At 64.5% G+C, this 22,505-nt stretch carries 24 protein-coding genes and 1 pseudogene; 7 read left to right on the top strand and 18 right to left on the bottom strand.

The features are described 5' to 3' along the window. Nucleotides 1–38: 38 nt before the first annotated feature. The 11 genes from G4G31_RS08040 to tyrS form a co-directional block, all read right to left on the bottom strand. Nucleotides 39–494: a YaiI/YqxD family protein gene (locus tag G4G31_RS08040; RefSeq protein WP_182991712.1), complete on the bottom strand. Its 456-nt coding sequence runs from the start codon at nucleotides 492–494 to the stop codon at nucleotides 39–41. A 28-nt stretch (nucleotides 495–522) separates the two neighbouring features. Beyond that, nucleotides 523–1,584, bottom strand: coding sequence for a Holliday junction branch migration DNA helicase RuvB (gene ruvB, locus G4G31_RS08035; RefSeq protein WP_182990979.1), 1,062 nt, complete (start codon nucleotides 1,582–1,584; stop codon nucleotides 523–525). Between the two features lie 101 nt (nucleotides 1,585–1,685). Further along, the gene (gene ruvA / locus G4G31_RS08030; RefSeq protein ID WP_182990978.1) at nucleotides 1,686–2,267 is read right to left on the bottom strand and encodes a Holliday junction branch migration protein RuvA; all 582 of its coding nucleotides are present in this window, start codon (nucleotides 2,265–2,267) and stop codon (nucleotides 1,686–1,688) included. A gap of 26 nt (nucleotides 2,268–2,293) precedes the next feature. After that, nucleotides 2,294–2,830 carry a crossover junction endodeoxyribonuclease RuvC gene (gene ruvC, locus G4G31_RS08025; protein WP_182990977.1) on the bottom strand — a complete coding sequence of 179 codons (537 nt, stop codon included), beginning with the start codon at nucleotides 2,828–2,830 and terminating at the stop codon, nucleotides 2,294–2,296. Between the two features lie 359 nt (nucleotides 2,831–3,189). Beyond that, nucleotides 3,190–4,776: a bifunctional phosphoribosylaminoimidazolecarboxamide formyltransferase/IMP cyclohydrolase gene (gene purH, locus G4G31_RS08020; protein ID WP_182990976.1), complete on the bottom strand. Its 1,587-nt coding sequence runs from the start codon at nucleotides 4,774–4,776 to the stop codon at nucleotides 3,190–3,192. 91 nt (nucleotides 4,777–4,867) lie between these two features. Next, nucleotides 4,868–5,101, bottom strand: a complete 234-nt coding sequence (locus G4G31_RS08015; protein WP_182990975.1) for a helix-turn-helix domain-containing protein — start codon at nucleotides 5,099–5,101, stop codon at nucleotides 4,868–4,870. Nucleotides 5,102–5,186: 85 nt separating this feature from the next. Then, on the bottom strand, nucleotides 5,187–6,212 hold the full coding sequence (gene dusB / locus G4G31_RS08010; RefSeq protein WP_182991711.1) for a tRNA dihydrouridine synthase DusB: 1,026 nt from the start codon (nucleotides 6,210–6,212) through the stop codon (nucleotides 5,187–5,189). 129 nt (nucleotides 6,213–6,341) lie between these two features. Next, nucleotides 6,342–6,998 (bottom strand): histidine phosphatase family protein, encoded by a 657-nt coding sequence (locus G4G31_RS08005; RefSeq protein ID WP_182990974.1) that lies wholly within the window; start codon nucleotides 6,996–6,998, stop codon nucleotides 6,342–6,344. A gap of 31 nt (nucleotides 6,999–7,029) precedes the next feature. Next, nucleotides 7,030–7,695 carry a YbhB/YbcL family Raf kinase inhibitor-like protein gene (locus G4G31_RS08000; RefSeq protein WP_182990973.1) on the bottom strand — a complete coding sequence of 222 codons (666 nt, stop codon included), beginning with the start codon at nucleotides 7,693–7,695 and terminating at the stop codon, nucleotides 7,030–7,032. Nucleotides 7,696–7,747: 52 nt separating this feature from the next. Beyond that, nucleotides 7,748–8,206 (bottom strand): D-aminoacyl-tRNA deacylase, encoded by a 459-nt coding sequence (gene dtd / locus G4G31_RS07995; protein WP_182990972.1) that lies wholly within the window; start codon nucleotides 8,204–8,206, stop codon nucleotides 7,748–7,750. Next, nucleotides 8,203–9,468, bottom strand: coding sequence for a tyrosine--tRNA ligase (tyrS, locus tag G4G31_RS07990; protein WP_182990971.1), 1,266 nt, complete (start codon nucleotides 9,466–9,468; stop codon nucleotides 8,203–8,205). Before tyrS ends, dtd begins: the two co-directional genes overlap by 4 nt. 150 nt (nucleotides 9,469–9,618) lie before the next feature. Here tyrS and G4G31_RS07985 point away from each other — a divergent pair, with 150 nt between their 5' ends. Further along, nucleotides 9,619–10,983 (top strand): peptidoglycan DD-metalloendopeptidase family protein, encoded by a 1,365-nt coding sequence (locus G4G31_RS07985; protein ID WP_182990970.1) that lies wholly within the window; start codon nucleotides 9,619–9,621, stop codon nucleotides 10,981–10,983. A 113-nt stretch (nucleotides 10,984–11,096) separates the two neighbouring features. Continuing rightward, the gene (locus G4G31_RS07980; protein WP_182990969.1) at nucleotides 11,097–12,197 is read left to right on the top strand and encodes an anhydro-N-acetylmuramic acid kinase; all 1,101 of its coding nucleotides are present in this window, start codon (nucleotides 11,097–11,099) and stop codon (nucleotides 12,195–12,197) included. A gap of 108 nt (nucleotides 12,198–12,305) precedes the next feature. Here the strand turns inward: G4G31_RS07980 and erpA are convergent, their stop codons facing one another. From erpA to rplM, 6 genes are all read right to left on the bottom strand, one after another. Further along, on the bottom strand, nucleotides 12,306–12,674 hold the full coding sequence (gene erpA, locus G4G31_RS07975) for an iron-sulfur cluster insertion protein ErpA (RefSeq protein WP_182990968.1): 369 nt from the start codon (nucleotides 12,672–12,674) through the stop codon (nucleotides 12,306–12,308). Nucleotides 12,675–12,728: 54 nt separating this feature from the next. After that, nucleotides 12,729–13,127 carry a polymer-forming cytoskeletal protein gene (locus G4G31_RS07970; protein ID WP_182990967.1) on the bottom strand — a complete coding sequence of 133 codons (399 nt, stop codon included), beginning with the start codon at nucleotides 13,125–13,127 and terminating at the stop codon, nucleotides 12,729–12,731. Between the two features lie 127 nt (nucleotides 13,128–13,254). Continuing rightward, nucleotides 13,255–14,292 (bottom strand): N-acetyl-gamma-glutamyl-phosphate reductase, encoded by a 1,038-nt coding sequence (gene argC, locus G4G31_RS07965; protein ID WP_182990966.1) that lies wholly within the window; start codon nucleotides 14,290–14,292, stop codon nucleotides 13,255–13,257. A 137-nt stretch (nucleotides 14,293–14,429) separates the two neighbouring features. Next, nucleotides 14,430–15,476 (bottom strand): patatin-like phospholipase family protein, encoded by a 1,047-nt coding sequence (locus G4G31_RS07960; RefSeq protein ID WP_229425448.1) that lies wholly within the window; start codon nucleotides 15,474–15,476, stop codon nucleotides 14,430–14,432. Between the two features lie 158 nt (nucleotides 15,477–15,634). Beyond that, a complete protein-coding gene (gene rpsI / locus G4G31_RS07955) occupies nucleotides 15,635–16,027 on the bottom strand; it encodes a 30S ribosomal protein S9 (protein ID WP_027865814.1) in 393 nt (130 codons plus the stop codon). 9 nt (nucleotides 16,028–16,036) lie between these two features. Beyond that, a complete protein-coding gene (gene rplM, locus G4G31_RS07950; RefSeq protein ID WP_056338863.1) occupies nucleotides 16,037–16,465 on the bottom strand; it encodes a 50S ribosomal protein L13 in 429 nt (142 codons plus the stop codon). 326 nt (nucleotides 16,466–16,791) lie between these two features. On the opposite strand from rplM, the gene G4G31_RS07945 reads away from it, so the two are divergent. The 4 genes and pseudogenes from G4G31_RS07945 to G4G31_RS07930 all read left to right on the top strand — a co-directional run bounded on the left by G4G31_RS07945 (nucleotide 16,792) and on the right by G4G31_RS07930 (nucleotide 20,679). Next, nucleotides 16,792–18,231, top strand: a complete 1,440-nt coding sequence (locus G4G31_RS07945) for an alpha/beta fold hydrolase (protein ID WP_182990964.1) — start codon at nucleotides 16,792–16,794, stop codon at nucleotides 18,229–18,231. A gap of 13 nt (nucleotides 18,232–18,244) precedes the next feature. Next, nucleotides 18,245–18,977, top strand: a pseudogene (locus G4G31_RS07940) (ATP-binding cassette domain-containing protein). Between the two features lie 573 nt (nucleotides 18,978–19,550). Beyond that, a complete protein-coding gene (locus G4G31_RS25495; RefSeq protein WP_229425447.1) occupies nucleotides 19,551–20,162 on the top strand; it encodes an ABC transporter permease subunit in 612 nt (203 codons plus the stop codon). Between the two features lie 91 nt (nucleotides 20,163–20,253). Beyond that, on the top strand, nucleotides 20,254–20,679 hold the full coding sequence (locus G4G31_RS07930; protein ID WP_182990963.1) for an OsmC family protein: 426 nt from the start codon (nucleotides 20,254–20,256) through the stop codon (nucleotides 20,677–20,679). Between the two features lie 45 nt (nucleotides 20,680–20,724). On the opposite strand, the gene coq7 is transcribed toward G4G31_RS07930, so the two are convergent. Continuing rightward, nucleotides 20,725–21,372, bottom strand: a complete 648-nt coding sequence (coq7, locus tag G4G31_RS07925) for a 2-polyprenyl-3-methyl-6-methoxy-1,4-benzoquinone monooxygenase (protein WP_182990962.1) — start codon at nucleotides 21,370–21,372, stop codon at nucleotides 20,725–20,727. 239 nt (nucleotides 21,373–21,611) lie between these two features. On the opposite strand from coq7, the gene G4G31_RS07920 reads away from it, so the two are divergent. Continuing rightward, nucleotides 21,612–22,505 carry an ABC transporter ATP-binding protein gene (locus tag G4G31_RS07920; protein ID WP_182990961.1) on the top strand — a complete coding sequence of 298 codons (894 nt, stop codon included), beginning with the start codon at nucleotides 21,612–21,614 and terminating at the stop codon, nucleotides 22,503–22,505.

Here is a 22,505-nt window from a genome sequence, read left to right as displayed (position 1 = left end):
AGTTTAAGGTGACAAATGTCAGCTGCGGTCAGCTGCGGTCAGCTGCGCGGACGGTGGCGTGCCAGGTGCCGGTCGAGGGCATTCGCGAATTGCTGGCGGTCGGCCTGGCTGAAGGCGGGCGGGCCGCCGGTGTCGACGCCGCCGCTGCGCAGTTCTTCCATGAAGGCGCGCATCGTCAGTTGCTGGGCGATGGTGTCCTTCGTATAAAAGTCGCCGCGCGGGTTGAGGGCGTAGCCGCCCTTCTCCAGCACCTGCGCCGCCAGCGGGATGTCGCCGGTGACGACCAGGTCGCCGGGGCTGAGGCGTTCGACGATCTCGGCGTCGGCCACGTCAGGGCCGCTGGGCACCTGAAGCGCACGGATGAATTTCGAGCCCGGCACGCGCATCAGCTGGTTCGCCACCAGCGTCACGGGGATCTGCGTGCGCTCGGCCACCCGGTACAGGATGTCCTTGATGACGGCGGGACAGGCGTCGGCGTCGACCCAGATCTGCATCTGGCCAGGATTCGTGCTCAACGGAGGCTCATCGCAAATTGTCCCAGAGGTCGCCGGTCGGGCTGATGCGCGGTGCGGCCACGCCGAAGTGTTGATACGCCGCCGGCGTCGCGATACGTCCGCGCGGAGTGCGCTGCAGGTAGCCTTGCTGGATCAGGTAGGGCTCGAGCACGTCCTCGATGGTGTCGGCCGCTTCGCCGATCGCCGCCGCCAGGTTGCCGATGCCGACCGGGCCCCCGCCGAACTTGAACAGCACCGCTTCCAGCAGTTTGCGGTCCATGACGTCGAAGCCGACCGAGTCGACGTCGAGCATGAGCAAGGCGCGGTCGGCCATGTCCTTGGTGATCTCGCCATTGCCCTTCACTTCCGCATAGTCGCGCACGCGGCGCAGCAGGCGGTTGGCGATACGCGGGGTGCCGCGTGCGCGCAGCGCCACTTCGCGTGCACCTTCCTGGTTGATCGGTGCTTCCAGCAGGGCTGCGCTGCGGGTGACGATCTTGGTCAGCTCCTCGACGTTGTAGAACTCGAGGCGGGCGACGATGCCGAAACGGTCGCGCAGCGGGTTCGTCAGCATGCCGGCGCGCGTAGTGGCGCCCACCAGCGTGAACGGCTGCAGGTCGAGTTTCACCGAACGCGCGGCAGGCCCTTCGCCGATCACGATGTCGATCTGGTAGTCCTCGAGCGCCGGATACAGGATTTCCTCGACGACGGGCGACAGGCGGTGGATCTCGTCGATGAACAGCACGTCGTTCGGTTCGAGATTGGTGAGGATCGCGGCCAGATCTCCCGGACGCTCCAGCACCGGGCCGGAAGTCTGGCGCAGGTTCACGCCCATCTCGCGCGCAATGATGTGGGCCAGCGTGGTTTTACCGAGGCCCGGCGGGCCGAACAGCAGCGTGTGGTCGAGCGCCTCGCGGCGCTTGCGAGCGGCGGAGATGAAGATCTCGAGCTGGTCGCGGATCTTGACCTGGCCGACATATTCGTCGAGCTGCTTCGGGCGCAAGGCGCGCTCGATCGCCTCCTCGTTGGGCGAGGCCGGGGCCGCGTCGATGACGCGGTGCTCGGTGAAATTGTCGGTCTGGATGCTCATTGCTTAATCTCTACAATACCGTGTATGGTCGCAGGCCAGGGTTCGCCCTGCATGGCGAACCCGTTCGGCAGGCGCGCGGCGTGCCGCGCGAAAATCCTGCCTCATCCTTTGGACAGCGCTTTCAGTGCGAACTTGATGGCGTCCGACACGCTTGCGCCTTCGGGCAGGTTCTTGGTCGCGACCAGCGCTTCCTTGTCAGAATACCCTAATGCCAGCAGCGCATTCATGGCGTCCGCTTGCGTATCGTCGCGCGGGGCGCCGCCGCCGACCACGCCGAGGTCGGCGCCGATCTTGCCTTTCAGTTCCAGCAGCAGGCGTTCGGCGGTCTTCTTGCCGATGCCGGGGATCTTCACCAGGCGGCCGGCTTCCTGCAGCGTCACCGCCTGCGACAGGTCGGCCACCGTCATGCCCGACAGGATCGCCAGCGCGGTGCGTGCGCCGACGCCGGTAATCTTGATCAGCTGGCGAAACAGTGCCCGCTCGCTGGCCGTGCCGAAGCCGAACAGCAGGTGCGCGTCCTCGCGGATGGCCTGGTGGGTGAACAGCACGACTTTTTCGCCGGTATGCGGCAGGTTGTAATAGGTGCTCATCGGCACGTCGACTTCATAGCCGACGCCGTTGCAATCGACCAGCAGTTGCGGCGGGGTTTTGTCGAGCAGGATTCCGGAAATGCGACCGATCATGGTGGGCCTTTCTTTTTGATGTTCAGTTAGACGAGGCGGCCGTTCTTCATGCGCAGCGTGGCCTTCTGCGGGCTGAGCACGTTCAGCAGCGCCAGCGTGTCGTGGGTGTGCGCGTGGCAAATGGCCACGCCCAGCGCATCGGCCGCATCGCTGCCGGGCAGGCCGGGCAGCATCAACAGGCGCGCGACCATGTCCTGGACCTGCGGCTTGGCGGCCTTGCCGGTGCCGACGACGGATTGCTTGATCTGGGTGGGCGAGTATTCGGCCACGTCGAGGTCGGCGCCCACCAGCGCGCTGATCGCGGCGCCGCGCGCCTGGCCCAGCAGCAGGGTCGACTGCGGATTGACGTTCACGAACACTTTTTCGATGGCGGCGCAGTGCGGGCCGTAGGTGGCCACGACTTCGCGCACGCCGTCGAGGATGATCTTCAGGCGCGGCGGCAGCGCACCCTCGAGTCCGGTCTTGATGGTGCCCGAGGCTATGTAGCGCAGCTTGCTGCCGTGTTTTTCAATAACCCCAAAGCCGGTGGTGCGCAGGCCTGGGTCGATGCCGAGGATAATCATGGACGAATGTTATACCGGCCAGCAACGTTCGTGGGAAAAATACTGGGTAAAAACCCAGTAGGGTGGGCACCCCGTGCCCACGCGGAAGGGTGCACAGTGGTAGCCTGACAACAATAAACCAGTTACGGCGAGCGCAGAGTCCATGTATAGCATGCCATGGACGTAGCGTGGGCGGCTTTGCCGCCCACGCGTTCAACGGTCGGTGACAAACCGCTGCAGGAATTTCATGTGATGGTTGAACGCGTAGGCGGGGGACCCGCCTACCCTGCGCGAATGCGCATGCGTGCGTTGAACGCGTAGGCCGCAGAACAGTCCACTGGACTATTCCGCCCCGCCTACCCTACGCGGACAACGGTCAATCAGTGCCTGAAGTGACGCGTTCCCGTGTACAGCATCACCACGCCACGTTCGTCCGCCGCGTCGATGACTTCCTGGTCGCGCATCGAGCCGCCCGGGTGGATGACGCAGGTGGCGCCGGCATCGACCACCACGTCGAGCCCGTCACGGAAGGGGAAGAAGGCATCCGAGGCGACGGCCGAACCGGCGAGCGACAAGCCGGCGTTCTGTGCCTTGATCGAGGCGATGCGGGCCGAATCGATGCGGCTCATCTGCCCTGCCCCGACGCCCAGTGTCATGCCGTTGGCGCAGAAAACGATGGCGTTCGACTTGACGAATTTGGCGACGCGCCAGGCGAACATCAGGTCCGCCATTTGCTGCGGGGTCGGCTGCTTTTTGCTCACCACGCGCAGGTCGGCCATGCCGACGTTCTTCGCATCCGGCGCCTGCACCAGCAAGCCGCCGCCGACGCGCTTCACGTCGTAGGCGTTGTGGCCATTGCCCAGCGGGATTTCCAGCAGGCGCACATTCTGCTTGGCCGCCATGATCTGGCGCGCTTCAGCGGTAAAGGACGGTGCGATCAGCACTTCGACGAACAGCTTCGCCAGCGCCTCCGCGGCGCGGCCATCGACTTCGACATTGAAGGCGATGATGCCGCCGAAGGCCGAGGTGGGGTCGGTCTGCAGGGCGCGGGCATACGCGTCCAGCGCATCGACGCCGATGGCCACGCCGCAGGGATTGGCATGCTTGACGATCACGCAGCCGGCCGGTTGCTGGAAGCCACCCAGTGACTTCACGCATTCCCAGGCCGCGTCCGCATCGGCGATATTGTTGTACGACAGTTCCTTGCCCTGCAGCTGGCGGTAATTCGCCAGCGCGCCATCGATCGTGACGATGTCGCGGTAGAAGGCGGCGCCCTGGTGCGGGTTCTCGCCGTAGCGCATGTCCTGCACCTTCTCGAACGACATGTTGATGGTCTGCGGATAGCTCGAGCGGGTGGCGTGTGCCTTGTCTTCGCCCAGGCTGGTCAGGTAGTTCGTGATGGCGCCGTCATACTGGGCAGTGTGCGCGAAGACTTTCTTGGCCAGGCGGAACTTGGTGTCGTAGCTCACGGCGCCGGCGCCCTCACCGGTCCCTTTCATTTCCGCTAGCACCACGCCGTAGTCGCTCGGGTCGACGATGACGACCACGTCGCGATGGTTCTTGGCCGCCGAGCGCAGCATGGTCGGGCCGCCGATGTCGATGTTCTCGATCGCGTCTTCCAGCGAGCACGCTTCCCTGGCGACGGTCTGCTGGAATGGATACAGGTTGACCACGACCATGTCGATCTGCGGGATGCCGTGCTCTTCCAGCTTGGCGACGTGCTCGGGGAAATCGCGGCGCGCCAGGATGCCGCCGTGGACTTTCGGATGCAAGGTCTTCACGCGGCCGTCGAGCATTTCCGGGAAGCCGGTGTAATCGGCAACTTCCGTCACCGGCACGCCATTGTCTTGCAGCAGCTTGGCGGTGCCGCCGGTGGACAGGATATTGACGCCGAGCGCGGAAAGCGCACGGGCAAAATCGAGCACGCCGGTCTTGTCGGAGACGGAAATGAGAGCTTGTTTGATCATGGGGAGTGGCCGTTGTTGATGGGAATTCTGTGCGGAATCAGGGCACGCCATATTGGCCGCGCCCGCGCACGGCCACTCGTGCCGGCAGACTTTACAGCAGTCCGTGCTCTTGCAGTTTCTTGCGCAAGGTATTGCGGTTGATGCCCAGCATCTGGGCGGCGTGCGACTGGTTGCCGTCGGCGCGCGTCATCACCACTTCCAGGATCGGCTTCTCGACGGTCAGCAGCATCATGTCGTAGATGTTCGTCGGTTTCTGCTCGCCCAGGTCATTGAAATAGTCCTCGAGGCTCTTCTGGACAACTTCCTGGATACTCTCTTTGCTCATGTCTGCTGCTTCGTCCTGGTTAGTGATTGCTGTGCCGATGTGCCGGCACTGTCCCCAAATCGTTTTTCTTGTTTGACTACTTTTACTATGCCGCTATTGCATCTTGCATAAGCTCTGCGGGCCGGTATTGTAACCGCTCGCCATGTCGGAGTTGGGATTGGAAAAAATTATCCACGGCCGCGAGCTGCTCGGCCGTCGACTCGAGACGGTTCATCTGCTGGCGGAACGCCTCGCCGCCGGGCAAATCCTCGACATACCAGCCGATGTGCTTGCGCGCGGTGCGCACGCCGACATACTCGCCGTAGAAGGCATAATGTGCCGGCAGGTGTTCGTTCATGAGGGCGCGCACCTCTTCCACCAGCGGCGGCGGCAGCAGTTCGCCGGTACGCAGGTAGTGGTCGATTTCGCGGCAGATCCAGGGCCGGCCCTGGGCCGCGCGGCCGATCATGACGGCGTCCGCACCCGTGTAGTCGAGCACAAATTTCGCCTTTTGCGGGGTCGTGATGTCGCCGTTGGCGACCACCGGAATGCCGACCGCCGCCTTGACGGCGCGGATCGTGTCGTATTCGGCCTCGCCCTTGTAGCCGTCGGCCCGGGTACGCCCGTGCAGGGTCAGCATCTGGATGCCGGCCTGTTCCGCCATGCGCGCAATATTCAAAGCATTCTTGTTTTGGCGATCCCAGCCAGTACGGAATTTCAGGGTAACGGGCACGTCCACCGCCGCGACGACCGCATGCAGGATGCGTTCGACCAGGTCTTCGTGCTGCAGCAGGGCCGAACCGCACCAGCTATTGCAAACCTTTTTCACCGGGCAACCCATATTGATGTCGATGATCTGCGCGCCGCGCTCGACGTTATGGCGGGCGCAGTCGGCCAGGTCCTGGGGGTCGGCGCCGGCGATCTGTACCGCCTTCGGCTCCATCTCGCCCGCGTGGTCGGTGCGGCGGCTGGTCTTTTCGCTGGCCCACAGGCGGGGATTGGAGGCCGCCATCTCGGACACCGCATAGCCGGCACCGAGCTGCTTGCACAGCTGGCGGAACGGGCGGTCGGTCACGCCGGCCATGGGCGCAACGAAGACATTATTGCGGAGGAGATAAGGACCGATTTGCACAGCAGGAATATGTTGGGAAGGCACGGGAACCTGCTATTTTACCCGATCCCCTGCTCAATTAATCAGCAAATTTTTTTCCAAACTGTAGCGAACGCGATAAATGGTGCTGGACAGAATGGAAAGAAGTGGCTAGCCGACATCATCCAGCGTGGCGTCGCGCAAATGCTCAACCTCGCCCCAGTTCACCAGCTCGAGCTTGCTATCTTTCACCAGGAAGCGGTTGATGCTGGCGTTGTGGATTTTAAAATCGCGCGGCGTTACCAGAGACAGGCCGAGAGCGGCCCGGTAGGCGCACTCGAGCACACCGCCATGGGCCACCAGGGCCAGCGTCCTGCCGGGATTGTCCGCAGCCCAGCCGAGGATGGCGCCGATCGACCGGTCATAGAACTCGCGGAAACTTTCGCCCCGATTCTTACCAGGCGGCAGCACTGCATCGACATCACGCCCCTGCCAGGCAGCGAACGCGTGTGGAAAACGTGCGGCGATCTCGGAGTACAGCAGGCCCTCGAAGCCGCCATAGCAGCGCTCGCGCAGGCGCGCATCGATGAACAGCGGCAGGCCGCGCCCGTCGCCAATGGCTTTTGCCGTCTGGCTGGCGCGCGCCAGGTCGCTGGCGACGAGCACGTCGATCGGCTCGTCCCCCAGCGCCGCGGCCAGGGCCCGGGCCTGGCGCCTGCCCTCTTCGTTGAGGTCGATATCGAGGTGGCCTTGCAGGCGGCGCTCGGCGTTCCACGCCGTTTCGCCGTGGCGGATCAGCAGGATCCGCGTGGTCTTGTCGTCTTGCATGAGTTAAGTGTGCGCCGGGATTCCCGGCGCTTCAGGTGGACAGCGTCGAGGCGACGTCGGGGTTGAGCGAGTACACGCCGAAAATCTGGGCTTCGTCGAGGATATGGCCGATCAGCGCCTCGCGTACTTCCGCACAGGTGAACTCGCCATCGAGCGCCAACTGCGGAACGTCGAGTGCGTAGATCGTAAACACATAGGTGTGCACGCGCTCGTCGTTCCACGGCGGGCAGGGTCCGTCGTAGCCGAAATACTGGCCAGCCATGTCGGGATCGTTCGCGAACCAGCCAGTATAGTCATTGATACCCTGGCGCAACTGGTGCTCGGTGCCGTTCTTGACGAGGAAAGGCAGGTTCGGCCCGCTCTTGCCGCCGGGAGTCACCATGTCGGAAAACTGCCCTTCTGCAATTGACTTCAGGCTGGGCGGAATGTCGACCAGTGCCCAGTGATGGAAATCAGCCCGTTTCAGGCCTTCGGGCACGGTGCGCCCTTCCTTGTTGACGTCGGTTCCATCCGAAGGCGCGTCGCCATCGACGCAGAGGATGACGAGCGATTGGGTGCCGGCCGGCACCTCGTCCCAGGCCAGGTGCGGATTGCGGTTGCTCGACAGGCGCACATGCCTGGCCGCATCGGCGACGGCAAACGCGCACTCTGGCGGGATCAGCCCGCCTTCGGTAAACGAATCACTCCAGATCTTCATCGCAGACTCCCGGTGGGCCTCCTCATATTGACCGCGGCTGGCAAGGCAGGTTTCAACGCGCGACAACGACGGGATCAACGCGCAGCCAGATCGTCACGGGACCATCGTTCGTCAATGCCACCTGCATGTCGGCGCCAAAACGCCCTGTTTCCACCTTGCCATGGGAGGCCCTGGCCTGGCGCACGACATGGTCGAACAGGCGCCGCCCGTCTTCCGGCGCCGCGGCCGGCGAAAACGAGGGCCGGGTGCCGGAACGGGTATCGGCCGCCAGCGTGAACTGGGGCACCAGCAGCAGATCGCCGGCGATGTCGCGCAGGCTGCGGTTCATCTTGCCGGCCTCGTCGGCAAAGACGCGGTAGCCGAGCAGCTTGGCCAACAAGGCTTCGGCCTCGCGCTCGGTGTCGCCCTTCTCGGCGCAGACCAGCACCAGCAAGCCCTTGTCAATCGCGCCTACCGTGGCGCCATCGACCACGACGCTTGCGTGGCTGACGCGTTGCAGCAGTCCGATCATGCGCTGAAATTCACACGCGCGAACTTGCGCTTGCCAACTTGCATCACGAAGTTGCCGGCCTCGACCTTCAGGTTCTTGTCGCTCACGACAGCGCCATCGATGCGTACGCCGCCCTGGTCGACCATGCGCATCGCTTCCGAGGTGGACGCGCACAGGCCGGCAGCCTTGAGCAGTTGGGCCACGCCAAGCGGCGCGCCCGCGACCGTGACTTCCGGCACCTCGTCCGGGATGCCACCCTTCGAGCGGTTGACGAAGTCGGCCAGCGCATCCTGGGCCGCCTGCGCCGAATGGAAACGGGTGACGATTTCCTGGGCCAGGGCGACTTTCGCGTCGCGCGGATTGGCGCCGGCCCCGGTTGCGGCTTTCAAGGAGGCAATGTCGTCCAGCGAGCGGAACGAAAGCAGCTCGTAGTAACGCCACATCATGACGTCGGAAATACTCATCAGCTTGGCGAACATCGTGTTCGGCGCCTCGGTGATGCCGATGTAGTTGTTCTTCGATTTCGACATCTTCTCGACGCCGTCCAGGCCCTCGAGCAGCGGCATGGTCAGAATGCACTGCGGTTCCTGACCGTAATCTTTCTGCAATTCACGGCCAACGAGGAGGTTGAATTTTTGATCTGTTCCACCCAACTCAAGGTCTGCTTTCAAAGCAACCGAATCGTAGCCCTGCATCAAAGGATAGAGGAACTCATGCACAGCAATCGGTGTCCCACTCTTGTAGCGCTTGGTGAAGTCGTCGCGTTCCATCATGCGTGCCACGGTGTAGCGCGAGGCCAGCTGAATCATGCCGCGCGCGCCCAGCGGGTCGCACCACTCGGAGTTGTAGCGCATTTCGGTACGCTCGGCGTTCAGCACCAAGGCTGCCTGGCGGAAGTAGGTCTGGGCGTTTTCCTCGACCTGCTCGCGCGTCAGCGGCGGACGGGTGACGTTGCGGCCCGACGGGTCGCCGATCATCGAAGTGAAGTCGCCGATCAGGAAGATCACCTGGTGCCCCAGGTTCTGCAACTGGCGCAGCTTGTTCAGTACGACGGTGTGGCCCAGATGCAGGTCCGGGGCGGTCGGGTCCAGGCCCAGCTTGATGCGCAGCGGCGTACCGGTCGCTTCCGAGCGGGCCAGCTTTTGTGCAAATTCGCTTTCGATCAGCAGTTCGTCGACACCGCGTTTCGTGATGGCGAGCGCCTCTTGCACCTTGTCGGACAGGGGCAAGGTAGAGGTGGCGGACGCAGGGTTGTTATTACTACAAGACGCGGGCGAGGTCATAAATTATTTGTAGGAAATTGGCTAAAGCGGTTGTAGGACCACGTATTTTGGTATAATGCTCGATCCCATCAATCTTGCCGTAGGAAAACTTTTCAAAACAACAAGAATAAAAGTGGCCCGAAGTTGAAGCGGCAAATTTTAACTGATTGCATGAATCCTATACATAAAATCACTGGCAACAGCCCGTTCCGCTTGGCGAACATGAGTCGCAAGACCCGTATCGTCGGCGCTGGCGCGCTCGCCCTGGCACTGTGCGCATTCGGCGCCGTGGCTACGGCGCCGATCGCGCAGGACGACGCCGACGTGCCGGTCAAGTCGGTTGCCGAGAACCTGGCCCTGCCCAATCTCTCCGACCAGATCGCCGCGCTCCAGCAGGACGAGCAGCAGTTCATCCACGAAGAGCGCGTCCGTTCGGGCGACTCCGTTGGCACCATGCTGGCACGCCTGGGTGTGGAAGATGCACAGGCACAGAACTTCATCCGCTCCGACAAACTGGCCCGCCGCATCCTGTCGCTGAAGAACGGCAAGCGCCTGCAGGCCGAGACCGACGAAAACGGCCTGCTGCTGTCGCTGCGCGCCACCCTCACCGACAAGAACAACGCCCCGACCACGCTCACCATCGCACGCGATGGCGACAGCTTCAAGGCTTCGGAAGCACCGGCCAAGCTGGAACGCCGCGTCGAAATGCGTTCGCGCGAGCTCAACAGCTCCTCGCTGTATTCGGCGACCGACGCGAATGTCGACGGCGGCTCGATTCCCGACTCCGTCGTCGGCGAAATCGTCAAGATGTTCTCGACCAACATCGACTTCCGCGGCGACATCAAGCGCGGCGACCGCTTTAATGTTGTCTACGAAACCTTCTGGCTCGACGGCGAACTGGTGAAAACCGGCCGCATCCTGGCAGGCGAATTCATCAATCGCGGCGTGAGCTACCAGGCTGTCTGGTTCGAAGACCCGGTGACCAGGCAGGGCGGCTACTACAGCCTGGACGGCAAGTCGCTGAAAAAAGCCTTCCTCAAGTCGCCGCTGGAATTCTCGCGCGTCTCGTCGGGCTTCGCCAACCGCGTGCACCCGATCTCGGGCCAGTGGAAAGCCCACAAGGGCATCGACTACGCCGCTTCCCTCGGCACCCCGATCCACGCCTCGGGCGACGGCACCATCGACTTCATCGGCGTCTCGAACGGCTACGGCAACATGGTCGTCATCAAGCACTGGGGCAATTACAGCACCGCCTATGCCCACATGAGCCGCTTCAACAGCGGCCTGCGCAAGGGTGCCAAGGTCAGCCAGGGTGAAGTGATCGGTTTTGTCGGCTCGACCGGCTGGTCGACCGGTGCCCACCTGCACTATGAGTTCCGCGTTGCCAATGTCGCGCGCGATCCAAGCACGCTGAAGGACCTGATGGCCGCCCCGCTGAGCAAGGGCGAGCTGGCCCGCTTCCGCATGGCAGCTGCCGAGATGAACCACCGCTTCTCGCTGCTGACTCCAGGCGGCAACGCCATGGCGGCCCGCTAAAGCGATTCGCCTCTTCGAGAAAGCCTGCCCTGCATTTGCACGGCAGGCTTTTTTGTTGCCTGCCGCAGCCACGGCGGGCATTTTGCAGTCACGCTTTCATCTATGATGCGCATATGACGACCTCATCTTCCTCCCTGTATATCGGCCTGATGTCCGGCACCAGCCTCGACGGCGTGGACGGCGTGCTTGCCGATTTCGCCGATGGCGCGATCCGCACCCTGGAGTCTGCCTTCGTCCCCTTCCCTGCCGCGCTGCGCACCGAGCTCATGGGGCTGCAGGCAAACGGCCCCAACGAGATCGAGCGCGAGGCGATCGCCGCCAACGGCCTGGCGCATGCCTACGCGCAGTGTGCCGGCATGCTCGCGACGCGCGCCCCGGGACCGGTTGCTGCCGTCGCCGTGCACGGCCAGACGGTACGCCACCGCCCGGAACGCGGCTTTACGCGCCAGACCAACAATCCCTCCCTGCTGGCCGAACTGACGGGCATCGACGTCATCGCCGACTTTCGCAGCCGCGACATCGCCGCCGGCGGCCAAGGCGCCCCCGTGCCGGCCTTTCACGCGGCGGCCTTCGGCAAACCCGGCACGACGCGGGTGGTGGTCAATATCGGCGGCATCGGCAACATCAGCATGCTGCATGCCGACGGCCGCGTGACCGGCTACGATACCGGTCCCGGCAATGTCTTGCTGGACGGCTGGATCGGGCGCCACCAGGGCAAGGAGTACGATGCCAGCGGCGCCCGGGCCGCGAGCGGGAAGGTGGACGCCGCCCTGCTGGCCTACCTGCTGCAGGAACCCTATTTCCATCAGCCGGCACCGAAGAGCACGGGCCGCGACCTGTTCCATATGGACTGGCTCGACGCCCGCCTGGCGGGTTTCGCCGGCGTGGTCGCGGCCGACGTACAGGCCACGCTCACCGCCCTGACCGCGCAGACGATCGCGCGCGCCATCCTCGACGAACAGGTCCGGATCGACGCCGTCTACGTCTGCGGCGGCGGTGCCCATAACGGCACCCTGCTGCGCATGCTGGGCGCCGCCCTCGGCGGCCAGGTGCTGGTCGAATCGACGGCGGAACTGGGCATTGCCCCGAACCACGTCGAGGCACTGGCCTTTGCCTGGCTGGGCTATCGCTTCAACCTGCGTCAGCCAGGCAACATGCCGGCGGTGACGGGCGCAACAGGTCCGCGGGTGCTGGGGGCGCTGTACCCCGCTTGAAGATGGCCACAGGCGCAGCGGGCATGTACGGCATGGACGAAAAAAAATCCGGGCAATGCCCGGATTTTTCATTCTCGCCCAGAAAAAACCGGGCGGCAGATTGGCTTATCAGGCCGAGAACGACGAACCGCAACCGCAGGTGCTGGTGGCGTTCGGGTTCTTGATGACGAACTGGGCGCCTTCGAGGTCGTCCTTGTAGTCGATTTCGGCGCCCACCAGATACTGGTAGCTCATCGAGTCGATCAGCAGTTGCACGCCGTTCTTCTCCATGGTGGTGTCGTCTTCGTTCACGATTTCGTCGAAGGTGAAGCCGTACTGGAAACCCGAGCAGCCGCCGCCCTGCACGAACACGCGCAGCTTCAGGTCGGGATTGCCCTCTTCCTCGATCAGCTGGGCCACTTTTTCGGCAGCGCTGTCGGTGAAGACGATGGGGGTCGGGATGGTGTCAAAGTCTTGCGCTTCGGCTACTGCGGTCATGGGATAAACTCCTGATTGGATTCAACAATTCCCATTATAGACTGTTCGCGCCGGTCATGCTCCGGTCGCTACCGCCGGCGCCAGATGAAACACGGGTTCCCCGGCCGGCTGGTGCGTGAGCTTGCCGGTCACCAGGGCGCCGCCGTGCATCTCGAGCAGCTTGTAATGGACATCCCCATGTATGCGGCCTTTCGGCTGCAATTCAAGCAGTTCCGTCGAATGCACCGACCCGGCGATGAAACCGTTTACCACCAGGTTGGCGCAACGCACCTCTCCCTCGATGCGCGCGTGCTCGGAAACGATGAGCACGCTATCCGGACCCTCGTTGGCGATGACATTGCCGTGCACCTCGCCGTCGATGCGCAGGCCGCCGCTGAAACACAGGTCTCCCTCGATACGGGCGGCTACGCCGATCAGGCTGTCAATTTCGCTTTTTGCGTTGCGACCGAACATGGAGCACCCCTGTAGTAGATGGAAGTTGCGACGTGTAAACCGACCAGTGCATCGGTCAATTTACCGTTCTCAACAGTTGCCACCTTGATCTAGCTCGTGTCCGGCAATGCCGCCAGGAATTCTTACATTACGGCAACAGCGCGATACCTTGCAGCCCGGTCGTTTCGTCCAGGCCAAACATCAGGTTCATGCATTGCACCGCCTGGCCGGATGCGCCCTTGACCAGGTTGTCCTGCACCACCAGCAGGACGACGGTGTCGCCGCCGTCCGGACGGTGCACGGCCAGGCGCAGCATGTTCGAGCCGCGCGTCGAGCGCGTTTCCGGGTGCGAGCCGAAAGGCATGACGTCGACAAAGGGCGAATCCTTGTAGGCATCCTCGAACAGCGCCTGCAGGGCGTCGTCGTCGATGTCTTTCGTCAGGCGCGCATACAGGGTCGCGTGCATGCCACGGATCATCGGCACCAGGTGCGGGGTGAAGATCAGGCCGACCTTCTGGTCGGTGAAGCGCTGCAGCTGGGCCGAGGTTTCGGGCGTGTGGCGGTGACCGGCCACGCCATAGGCCTTGAAGTTGTCGCTCGCTTCCGAGAACAGCGTGCCGATCTCGGCCTTGCGGCCAGCGCCGGACACGCCCGACTTGGCGTCGGCGATCAGGCTGCCGGCATCGATCAAGCCGGCTTTCAGCAGCGGCACGAAGCCGAGCTGCATCGTGGTCGGGTAGCAGCCGGGATTGGCGATCAGGCGCGCCTTGCGGATGTCGTCACGGTTCAGCTCGGGCAGGCCGTAGACGGCTTCCTCGATCAGCTGCGGCGCCGTGTGCTCGATCTTGTACCACTTCTCGAAGCTTGCCCTGTCCTTCAGGCGGAAGTCGGCCGCCAGGTCGATGACCTTCACGCCGGCTTCCAGCAAGGCGGGCGCCTGCGCCATTGCCACGCCGTGCGGGGTGGCGAAGAACACCACGTCGCAGGCCGTCAGGTCGGCCTTGTCGGGCGCCGAGAAGGCCAGGTTCACGCGGCCACGCAGCGAGGGGAACATGTCGGCTACGGGCAGGCCGTCTTCCTTGCGCGAAGTGATCGCGGTCAGCTCCACGCCGGGATGCGCGGCCAACAGCCGCAGCAATTCCACGCCCGTGTAACCGGTTCCGCCAACGATGCCAACTTTGATCATGTCTGTTCCTTCCATGAAATATGAGCCCTTGCAGGACGAGGCCGCAATTTTAACAGCCTGTCAGGTAGCGCGTTTTCGCGCCCGTACGACTGGCAAAGGGGATGCCGCCGGCGAACAGCCAAGTGCCCTCAGGCCGTTCACCGCGCGCGCGCCATCTGGCGCTCGGGGTAGTACACCGCCTCGGTGTCGATGGTCGAACGCAGGCCCACGTTCCCGGCGTGGACATCGAGCCAGTCGCCCGCCGCCTTGCGCCCCGCCTCGCGCAACTGCAGGATGAAGGGCCATTCCAGGTTGAACTTGCTCGAGATATCGAGATTGGCCAGTTCGCCATTCCCGCTGATCATGTGCAGGCGCACGGCGGCCGCGTGCGTCTGCTCGATACGCTCCTCGTCGACCACGGCACGGACGTGCTCGATGGCACTGACTTCGCGCACGAAGCTGAGATTGAAGGCGATTTCGCTGGCGCGGTTGCCGATATCGGCCAGGCTGCGCGGCAGTTGCTCGCGAGCGATCGGATTGTTCTGCACGATCAGGATATCGGTGCCGTCGCCCTGCTCGACCAGCGGAGACAATGCCGGATTGCCGACAAAGCTGCCATCCCAATACGCTTCCCCGTCGATCTCGACGGCGGCGAAGACCTGCGGCAGGCAGGCCGAGGCCGCGACCATGCGGGCATCGAGCTCGTCGCGCAGGAAAATTTTCGCTTTGCCGGTGCGCAGGTTAGTGGCGGGAATGAAAAGGCGGATCTCTTCGCAGCTGCGCACCCGCTCGAAATCGATCAGCGACGAGAGCAGCGCATGCAGGGGATTCATGCTGACTGGCGTCATTTGCGGCGGCAAGACCGCGCTCATCGCCTGCATCAGGTGGTAGGCCGGGGACGCCTGCATCGAGCCGGCGCCGCCCAGGATATCGAAGGCGCTCGGGCGCAGCGGGCTGAGCATGCTGGCGCTGCTGAGGGCGCGCCAGAAGCGCTCCGGGGCCGCGCGTGCGCCCGCGCGGCCGCCGCCCCGGGCATAGCCGTCCGCCAGCACGGCGGCATTGATCGCGCCGCCGCTGGTGGCACTGATGGCGGCAATGTCGAAACGCTCGTCCTCGAGCAGGCGGTCGAGGACGCCCCAGCCGAAGGCGGCATAGGCGCCACCGCCCTGCAGGCCGAGGCTGATCTTCCTGATTCCATTATTCACGACGAAAGGTCTCCGGCGAAATGATCGACGGGCCAGTCTACAATGCGTCTCCCAGCGATGCCGCAGCATTGACGGACGAAAAAAAAGCCGCCCGAAGGCGGCTTTCTGTCCAACAGGTCAGCAGCGTGAAGCTGCTGACGCCCGAAGGCTGCAAGCGATTAACGCTTCGAGAACTGCTTGGCGCGACGTGCTTTACGCAGGCCGACTTTCTTACGCTCGACTTCACGGGCGTCACGGGTGACGAAACCGGCACGTGCCAGGTCGCCCTTGAGGCCTGCGTCGTAGTCGATCAGGGCGCGGGTGATGCCGTGACGGACGGCGCCAGCCTGGCCCGACTCACCACCGCCGTGCACGTTGACCTTGATGTCGAAACGCTCGACGTTGCCGGTCAGTTCCAGCGGCTGACGGATGACCATCAGGCCGGTTTCGCGCGAGAAGTACTCGTTCGCAGGCTTGCCGTTCACGACGATCAGGCCGGTGCCGGCTTTGATGAACACGCGAGCGACTGCACTCTTGCGACGGCCGGTGCCGTAGTTGTAGTTACCGATCATGTCAGTTCCTTAGAGGGTCAGTGCTTGTGGTTGCTGTGCTGCGTGCGGGTGGGTACCTTCCGCGTACACTTTCAGCTTCTTGATCATGGCGTAGCCCAGCGGGCCCTTGGGCAGCATGCCCTTGACAGCCTTCTCGAGCGCGCGGCCCGGGAAACGCTGTTGCATTTTCAGGAAGTTGGTTTCGTAGATACCGCCCGGGTAGCCCGAGTGACGGTAGTACGTCTTGTTGGTGGCTTTGGTGCCGGTCACGCGCAGTTTGCCTGCGTTGACGACGACGATGTAGTCACCGGTATCGACGTGAGGAGTGAATTCTGGCTTGTGTTTGCCGCGCAGTCGGAGTGCCACTTCGCTGGCAACACGTCCGAGGACCAAGTCCGTCGCGTCAATCACGAACCAGTCGCGCTGGACTTCATGGCCCTTAGCGGAAAAAGTTTTCATGTTGACTTCCTAAAATAGGTAAATTGCTCAAATGGCGGTTCCGCAATTGTTGCTGCGGACTCATCCTTATTGTCTTTTCCAGAGCAAATGGAAAGCCAGCGATGATACCTCAAGCGCAGGCACCCGGTCAAGATCGGCCCCAGGCCGGCTGTGGCATTCCCGCACCTCCGTCGCATGCGACACGTTCATATCCGAAGGCTAATGATTTTGCGCAACCATTCTCAAGCGAACCCCACTAGACTTCCCTCAAGTAATTTCTTGCGCAAGCATGAGTTGACCGTGCAAACGAACCCAAATTACTATTGGTCAACTACTGAGGAGTTCGAGTGAAAACCAGTCCCATCCTGCCTGCCCTGCTGGCGCTGTTGCTGTCGTCGGGAGGCGCCGCTGCAGCCGCGCCGGCGGACGCGGCGCGTCCCGCTCCGCGCAGCTGCCACCTGCCGGGTGCCGAAGAAGCGCTGCGCTGCGTCAAAGTCCCGGTGCCCCTCGATTACGCGAAACCGGCGGCCGGCGCGCTCAAGCTGCACGTCACCGTCGCCCCGGCCTTCCGCGAAGGAGCCAAACCCGATCCGCTGTTCGTGCTCGCCGGCGGTCCCGGCCAGGCCGGCAGCGACGTCATCGTCCTGCTGTCGGCGGCCTTCAAGCGCGTGCGCGCCACCCGCGACATCGTCTTCATCGACCAGCGCGGCACCGGCCTGTCGGGCAGGCTCGATTGCGAGGACCGGCCCGAGCACGCCACCATGAGCGATGACGAACTGGGTGCCGAGGTCACGCGCTGCATCAAGGCCAGCCGCGCCCCCTTCGCCGCCTACACCACCGCGAACGCCGCGCGCGACCTCGACGAAGTGCGGCGCGCGCTCGGCTACGGCAAGGTCAACGTCTGGGGCGGTTCCTACGGCACCCGCCTCGGCCAGGCCTATGCGCGCGCCTTCCCGGACAGCGTGCGCTCGCTGATCCTCGACGGCGTGGCCGCGCCCGACCAGGTGATTCCCGCCGGTGGGCGCGACGGCCAGGCCGCCCTCGACAAGCTCTTCGACGGCTGCGCGCGCGACCCCGCCTGCCACAAGGCCTATCCGAACCTGCGCGCCGAATTCGGCAGCCTGGCCGCGCGCGCCGAAGCCGGCATCAAGCTGTCGATCAGCGACCCGCGCACCGCCCAACCGGCCACCTTCAGCATGACCGGGCAGCGCTTCACGGGCACCGTCCACAACATCCTGTATTCGCCGGCCGACGCGCGCCGCCTGCCTTTCCTGATCCACAGCGCCTACCGGGGCCGCTGGGAGCCCTTCATCGCCCGCCATAACATCAGCGGCGACTTCGCCAGCGAGGCCAGCAGCGCCTTCCTGCTGCACCTGGCGGTGGTCTGCGCCGAGGACGTGCCGCGCATGACGCCTGATCTGATGAAGGAAAACACCGGCCAGTTGACGCGCGCGCTGGCCGAACGCATGCCGGCCATGTGCAAGACGATGAACGTGCCGGCGGTGCCGTATGCCGCCCCGGCCACGATCGCCGCGCCCGCCCTGCTGCTCTCGGGCGCGCTCGACCCGGTGACGCCGCCGCGGCGCGCGCAAAGTGCCGCGCGCCACATGTCGAACGCACGCCAGCTGGTCGTGGCCAATGCCGGCCACGGCGTCTCGCAGCTGGGCTGCGCGCCACGCTTGCTGCGCGAATTCCTCGACAAGCCCGGCGCCAAGCTCGACGCCACCTGCCTGGACGAGATTCCGGCCCCGACCTTCCAGCTCGGCAGCGCCGGGCCGCAACCCTGACATCGAGCCGCCCATGATCGAAGTTCAAGAAGTACGTAAACAGTTTGGCACCGTGCAGGCGCTTGGCGGCGTCAGTTTCAGCGCCTGCGACGGCCACATCACCGCCCTGCTCGGGCCCAACGGCGCCGGCAAGACGACCCTGCTGCGCACCCCGGTGGGCCTGCTCAAGCGCGACCACGGCAGCGTGTCGATCGACGGCGTCGACCCCGAGCGCGACCCGCTCGCGGTACGCCGCAATATCGGCTTCCTCACCGACCAGTTCGGCCTGTACGAACGCCTGTCGACGCGCGAATACCTCGCCTATTTCGGTGAGCTCAACGGCATGGGCGGCGCCGCCCTGGCCGCGCGCATCGACGAGGTGTCGGACCTGCTGGCCATGGACGACATCCTCGAGCGCCGCACCAAGGGGCTTCTCGCAGGGCCAGCGCATCAAGGTGGCGCTGGCGCGCACGCTGCTGCACCGCCCGCGCAACCTGCTGCTCGACGAACCGAGCCGCGGCCTGGACGTGATGAGCACACGCGCGCTGCGCCGTGCGCTCTCTTCCCTGCGCGCCGACGGCTGCTGCGTCATCATGGCCACCCACGTGATGCAGGAAGTGACCCACCTGTGCGACGACGTCATCGTCATCGCCAAGGGCCACACGGTGGCGCAGGGCTCGCCCGACGAATTGTGCCGCCGTACCGGCATCGACAACCTGGAAGACGCCTTCGTCAGCCTGGTTGGCGAAGAAGGGATCGCCGCATGAAGCCGCGCTTCCTCATCATCTACCTGAAAGAACTGCGCGAAACGCTGCGCGAGAAGCGCAACGTCGGCCTGCTGCTGCTGTTCACGCTGATGTATCCGGTGATGTTCGGCTTCCTGATGCAGCAGCTGATCGACCGCGCCACCCGCTCGGAACGCGAGGGCATCGAACTGGCCGTGATCGGCGCCGACAAGGCGCCCACCCTGATGGCCCAGCTCCGGCAGAAGAACATCACGATCACCAACATCGCCATGCTGGACGAGGCGGCGATCGAGGAGAAACTGCAGGGTGACACCAAGCTGGCGGCCGTGCTGCGCCTGTCGGAGAAGTTCGGCACCAACTACGCGGCGATGCGCCCGGCGCGCATCGAGCTGTGGTACGACTCGGCGGCCGAAAAGGGCGCCCAGCGGCGCGAGATCGAGGAAGTGCTCGAGAACTACAGCGCCAACGTCGCCAGCGCGCGCCTGCTGGCGCACGGGGTGTCGCCGGCGACGCTGGCGCCGATCAACGTGCAGCGCTACGACACCGGCACCAACGCCTCGCGCTCGGCCGGTTCTGATTGGCGGGATGCTCAGCATGCTGTTCTTCCCGGCCTTCTTCTGCGGCATGTCGGCCGCGGTCGACAGCACCGCCGGCGAACGCGAACGGCGCTCGATGGAAGTGCTGATGGCGCAGCCGGCCCGGGCCCGGGAAATCGTGACCGGCAAGTGGCTCATGGCCGGCACCCTGGCCGTGGTCGGGCTCACGCTCGAACTGATCCTGGCGCACATCGTCCTGTCCTGGGTGCCGCTGGAGGAACTGGGCATGTCGTGGAGCCTGAACTGGTTCGACGTCGCGCTGGTGTGCTTCCTGGCGCTGCCGCTGGCGCTGCTGGCGGCTGCCGCCCAGATCGCCCTGGCGATGAACGCCAAGTCCTTCAAGGAAGCGCAAAGCCTGCTCAGCATCGTGCTGCTGCTGCCGATGCTGCCCGGCCTGGTGGTCTCGATGATGGAACTGAAGACCTCGCTGTGGATGTACGCGGTGCCGATGCTGTCGAACCAGACCCTGCTGCGCGAAATGTCGAAGGGCGTCGAGCTGGGCTTCCTGCCCTACCTGCTCACCTTCGTCAGCGCGGCGCTGCCGGTGGCGGCGGTGATCGCCTTTGCCACCTGGCGCATGAAGAGCGAGCGCTACGTGCTGGCCGTGTAGCCACGCGGCGCCCCTGCCAGAACAGCCCACCCCGGCATGCCGCGGTGGGCTGTTCTACAATACAGGCACCCTTAGATAGCGGAGAATCTGCATGGAAGTCAAAGTCAGCTGGAACGGCCCGTCGGGCATGAGTTTTCGCGCCCAGACCGGATCGGGCCACATGGTGGCGATGGACGGCGCGCCCGGGGGCGGCGGCCACAACCTGGCGCCGCGTCCAATGGAAATGCTGCTCGTCGGTACCGGCGGCTGCACCGCCTACGACGTCGTCCTGATCCTGCAGCGCGGCCGCGAGAACGTGCTCGGCTGCGACGTCACCCTGCAGGCCGAGCGTGCCGCTACCGACCCGAAGGTGTTTACCAAGATTAACTTCCACTTCGTCGTCACCGGCCGCAACCTGAAGCCGGCGGCGGTGGAGCGCGCCGTGAAGCTGTCGCACGAGAAGTACTGCTCGGCCTCGATCATGCTGGCCCATTCGGTCGAGATGACGCACTCCGTGGAGATTGTCGAGGCGCCTTAGGGTGTGCAGGGTGGACTCCCGAGTCCACCCTACGATGATCGAAGATCAGACGTAATACGCCGTCGTCGTCATCACCTTCGCCATCGCGCGCATGGCCAGCTTCACCGGCACCGGCATCTCGGCCGCGCCGAGCGCCTGGGCGGCGCCGCCGTGGGCGATCTCGTCGACCCGCATCTGCTCGACGATCGCGCGCGACTTGGCATCCTTGATCGGCAGCGTCTCGAGGTGGCTGTTCAGGTGCGCCTCGACCTGGCGCTCGGTCTCGACGACGAAGCCAAGGCTGCGCGCGTCGCCCAGCCCACTGGCCGCCACGGTGCCCATCGCGTAGGCGCCCGCGTACCAGAGCGGATTGAGCATGCTCGGCTGCGAGCCGAGTTCCGTCAGGCGCTGCGCGGTCCAGGCCAGGTGGTCTTCTTCCTCGCGGCCGGCCTGCGCGAACTGGGCGCGCATGGCCGGGCTTTGGGCATGGCGCGCCTGCGAATCGTAGAGCGCCTGGGCGCAGACTTCGCCGACGTGGTTCACGCGCATCAGGCCGGCGCTATGGCGCTGCTCGCGTTCGTCGAGTTCGCAGTCGACCGAGTTGGCCGCGGGGTTCGCGCGCGAGGCCGAGGCCACGCCGCCGACGACGCGCAGCGCCTTGTCGAAGCCGACGATCAGATCATCCAGGGGGCCGAAGAAACGGTTCGCTAACATGGGGGTCCTTCATTCGCGGCAAAACGCCATTATATGCGCCAGCCGACCCCGCTGCCGTCCGCCTGCCGGCCAGGCGCCGCGTGCAGACCGTCCCCGCTTTTCTGCACTCTGGAACGCACATCGCGCCGTGCGTCGCATCGGTCCGCCTGAGTCAGCCGTTAGCGCATACAATGCAGGCGTCAAAAAGGGCCTGGCGGAAACGGAAATGAACGCCATGCAAAGCTGCTAGGGGAGTCCGCATGGAATTACGCATCCGCAATCTGTCCAAGACCTACGCCAACGGTGTGGTGGCGCTGGACAAGGTCACGTTGAACATCCCGCCCGGGATGTTCGGCCTGCTGGGCCCGAACGGCGCCGGCAAGTCGACGCTGATGCGCATCCTGGCCACGCTGCAGGAGTGCGACAGCGGTTCCGTGTTCGCCGACGATATCGACGTCCTCGACGAAAAGGACGCCGTGCGGCGCATGCTCGGCTACCTGCCGCAGGACTTCGGCGTCTATCCGCGCGTCTCGGCCTGGGAACTGCTCGACCACTTCGCCCAACTGAAGGGCATTGCGAATAAAAGCCGGCGGCGCGAAGTCGTCGACGGCCTGCTCCAGCAAACCAACCTGTTCGAGGTGCGCCACCAGAAGCTCGGCAGCTTCTCCGGCGGCATGCGCCAGCGTTTCGGCGTGGCCCAGGCATTGATCGGCGACCCGCGGCTGATCATCGTCGACGAGCCCACCGCCGGCCTGGACCCGCAGGAGCGGGTGCGCTTCCATAACCTACTGTCGGACATCGGCAGCGACAAGACCGTGCTGCTCTCGACCCACATTGTGTCCGACGTGGCCGACCTGTGCGCCAACATGGCCATCCTCCACAAGGGCCATGTGCTGCTCTGCGGCGAGCCGGCGCGCCTGATCGAGGGCATCGAGGAGCGCATCTGGGCGCGCTTCATCGACAAGGCCGAGCTGCCGCTGTTCCAGAAGCAGCATGCGGTGATTTCGACGCGCCTGCGCGCCGGGCGCACGCTGGTGCACGTCTATGCCGAGCACGACCCGGGCATGGGCTTCGAGCCCGCCCACGCGAGTCTCGAGGACGTGTATTTCGCCACCATCGCCGGGCGCCACAACGCCCAGGCCGGGAACTGCTGA

Origin of the sequence: Massilia sp. Se16.2.3, from assembly GCF_014171595.1 — a bacterium.
Taxonomy (GTDB): Bacteria; Pseudomonadota; Gammaproteobacteria; order Burkholderiales; family Burkholderiaceae_D; genus Telluria.
Note: the sequence above shows the minus strand (reverse complement) of the source record. Positions and strands in the feature narration are given on the sequence as shown.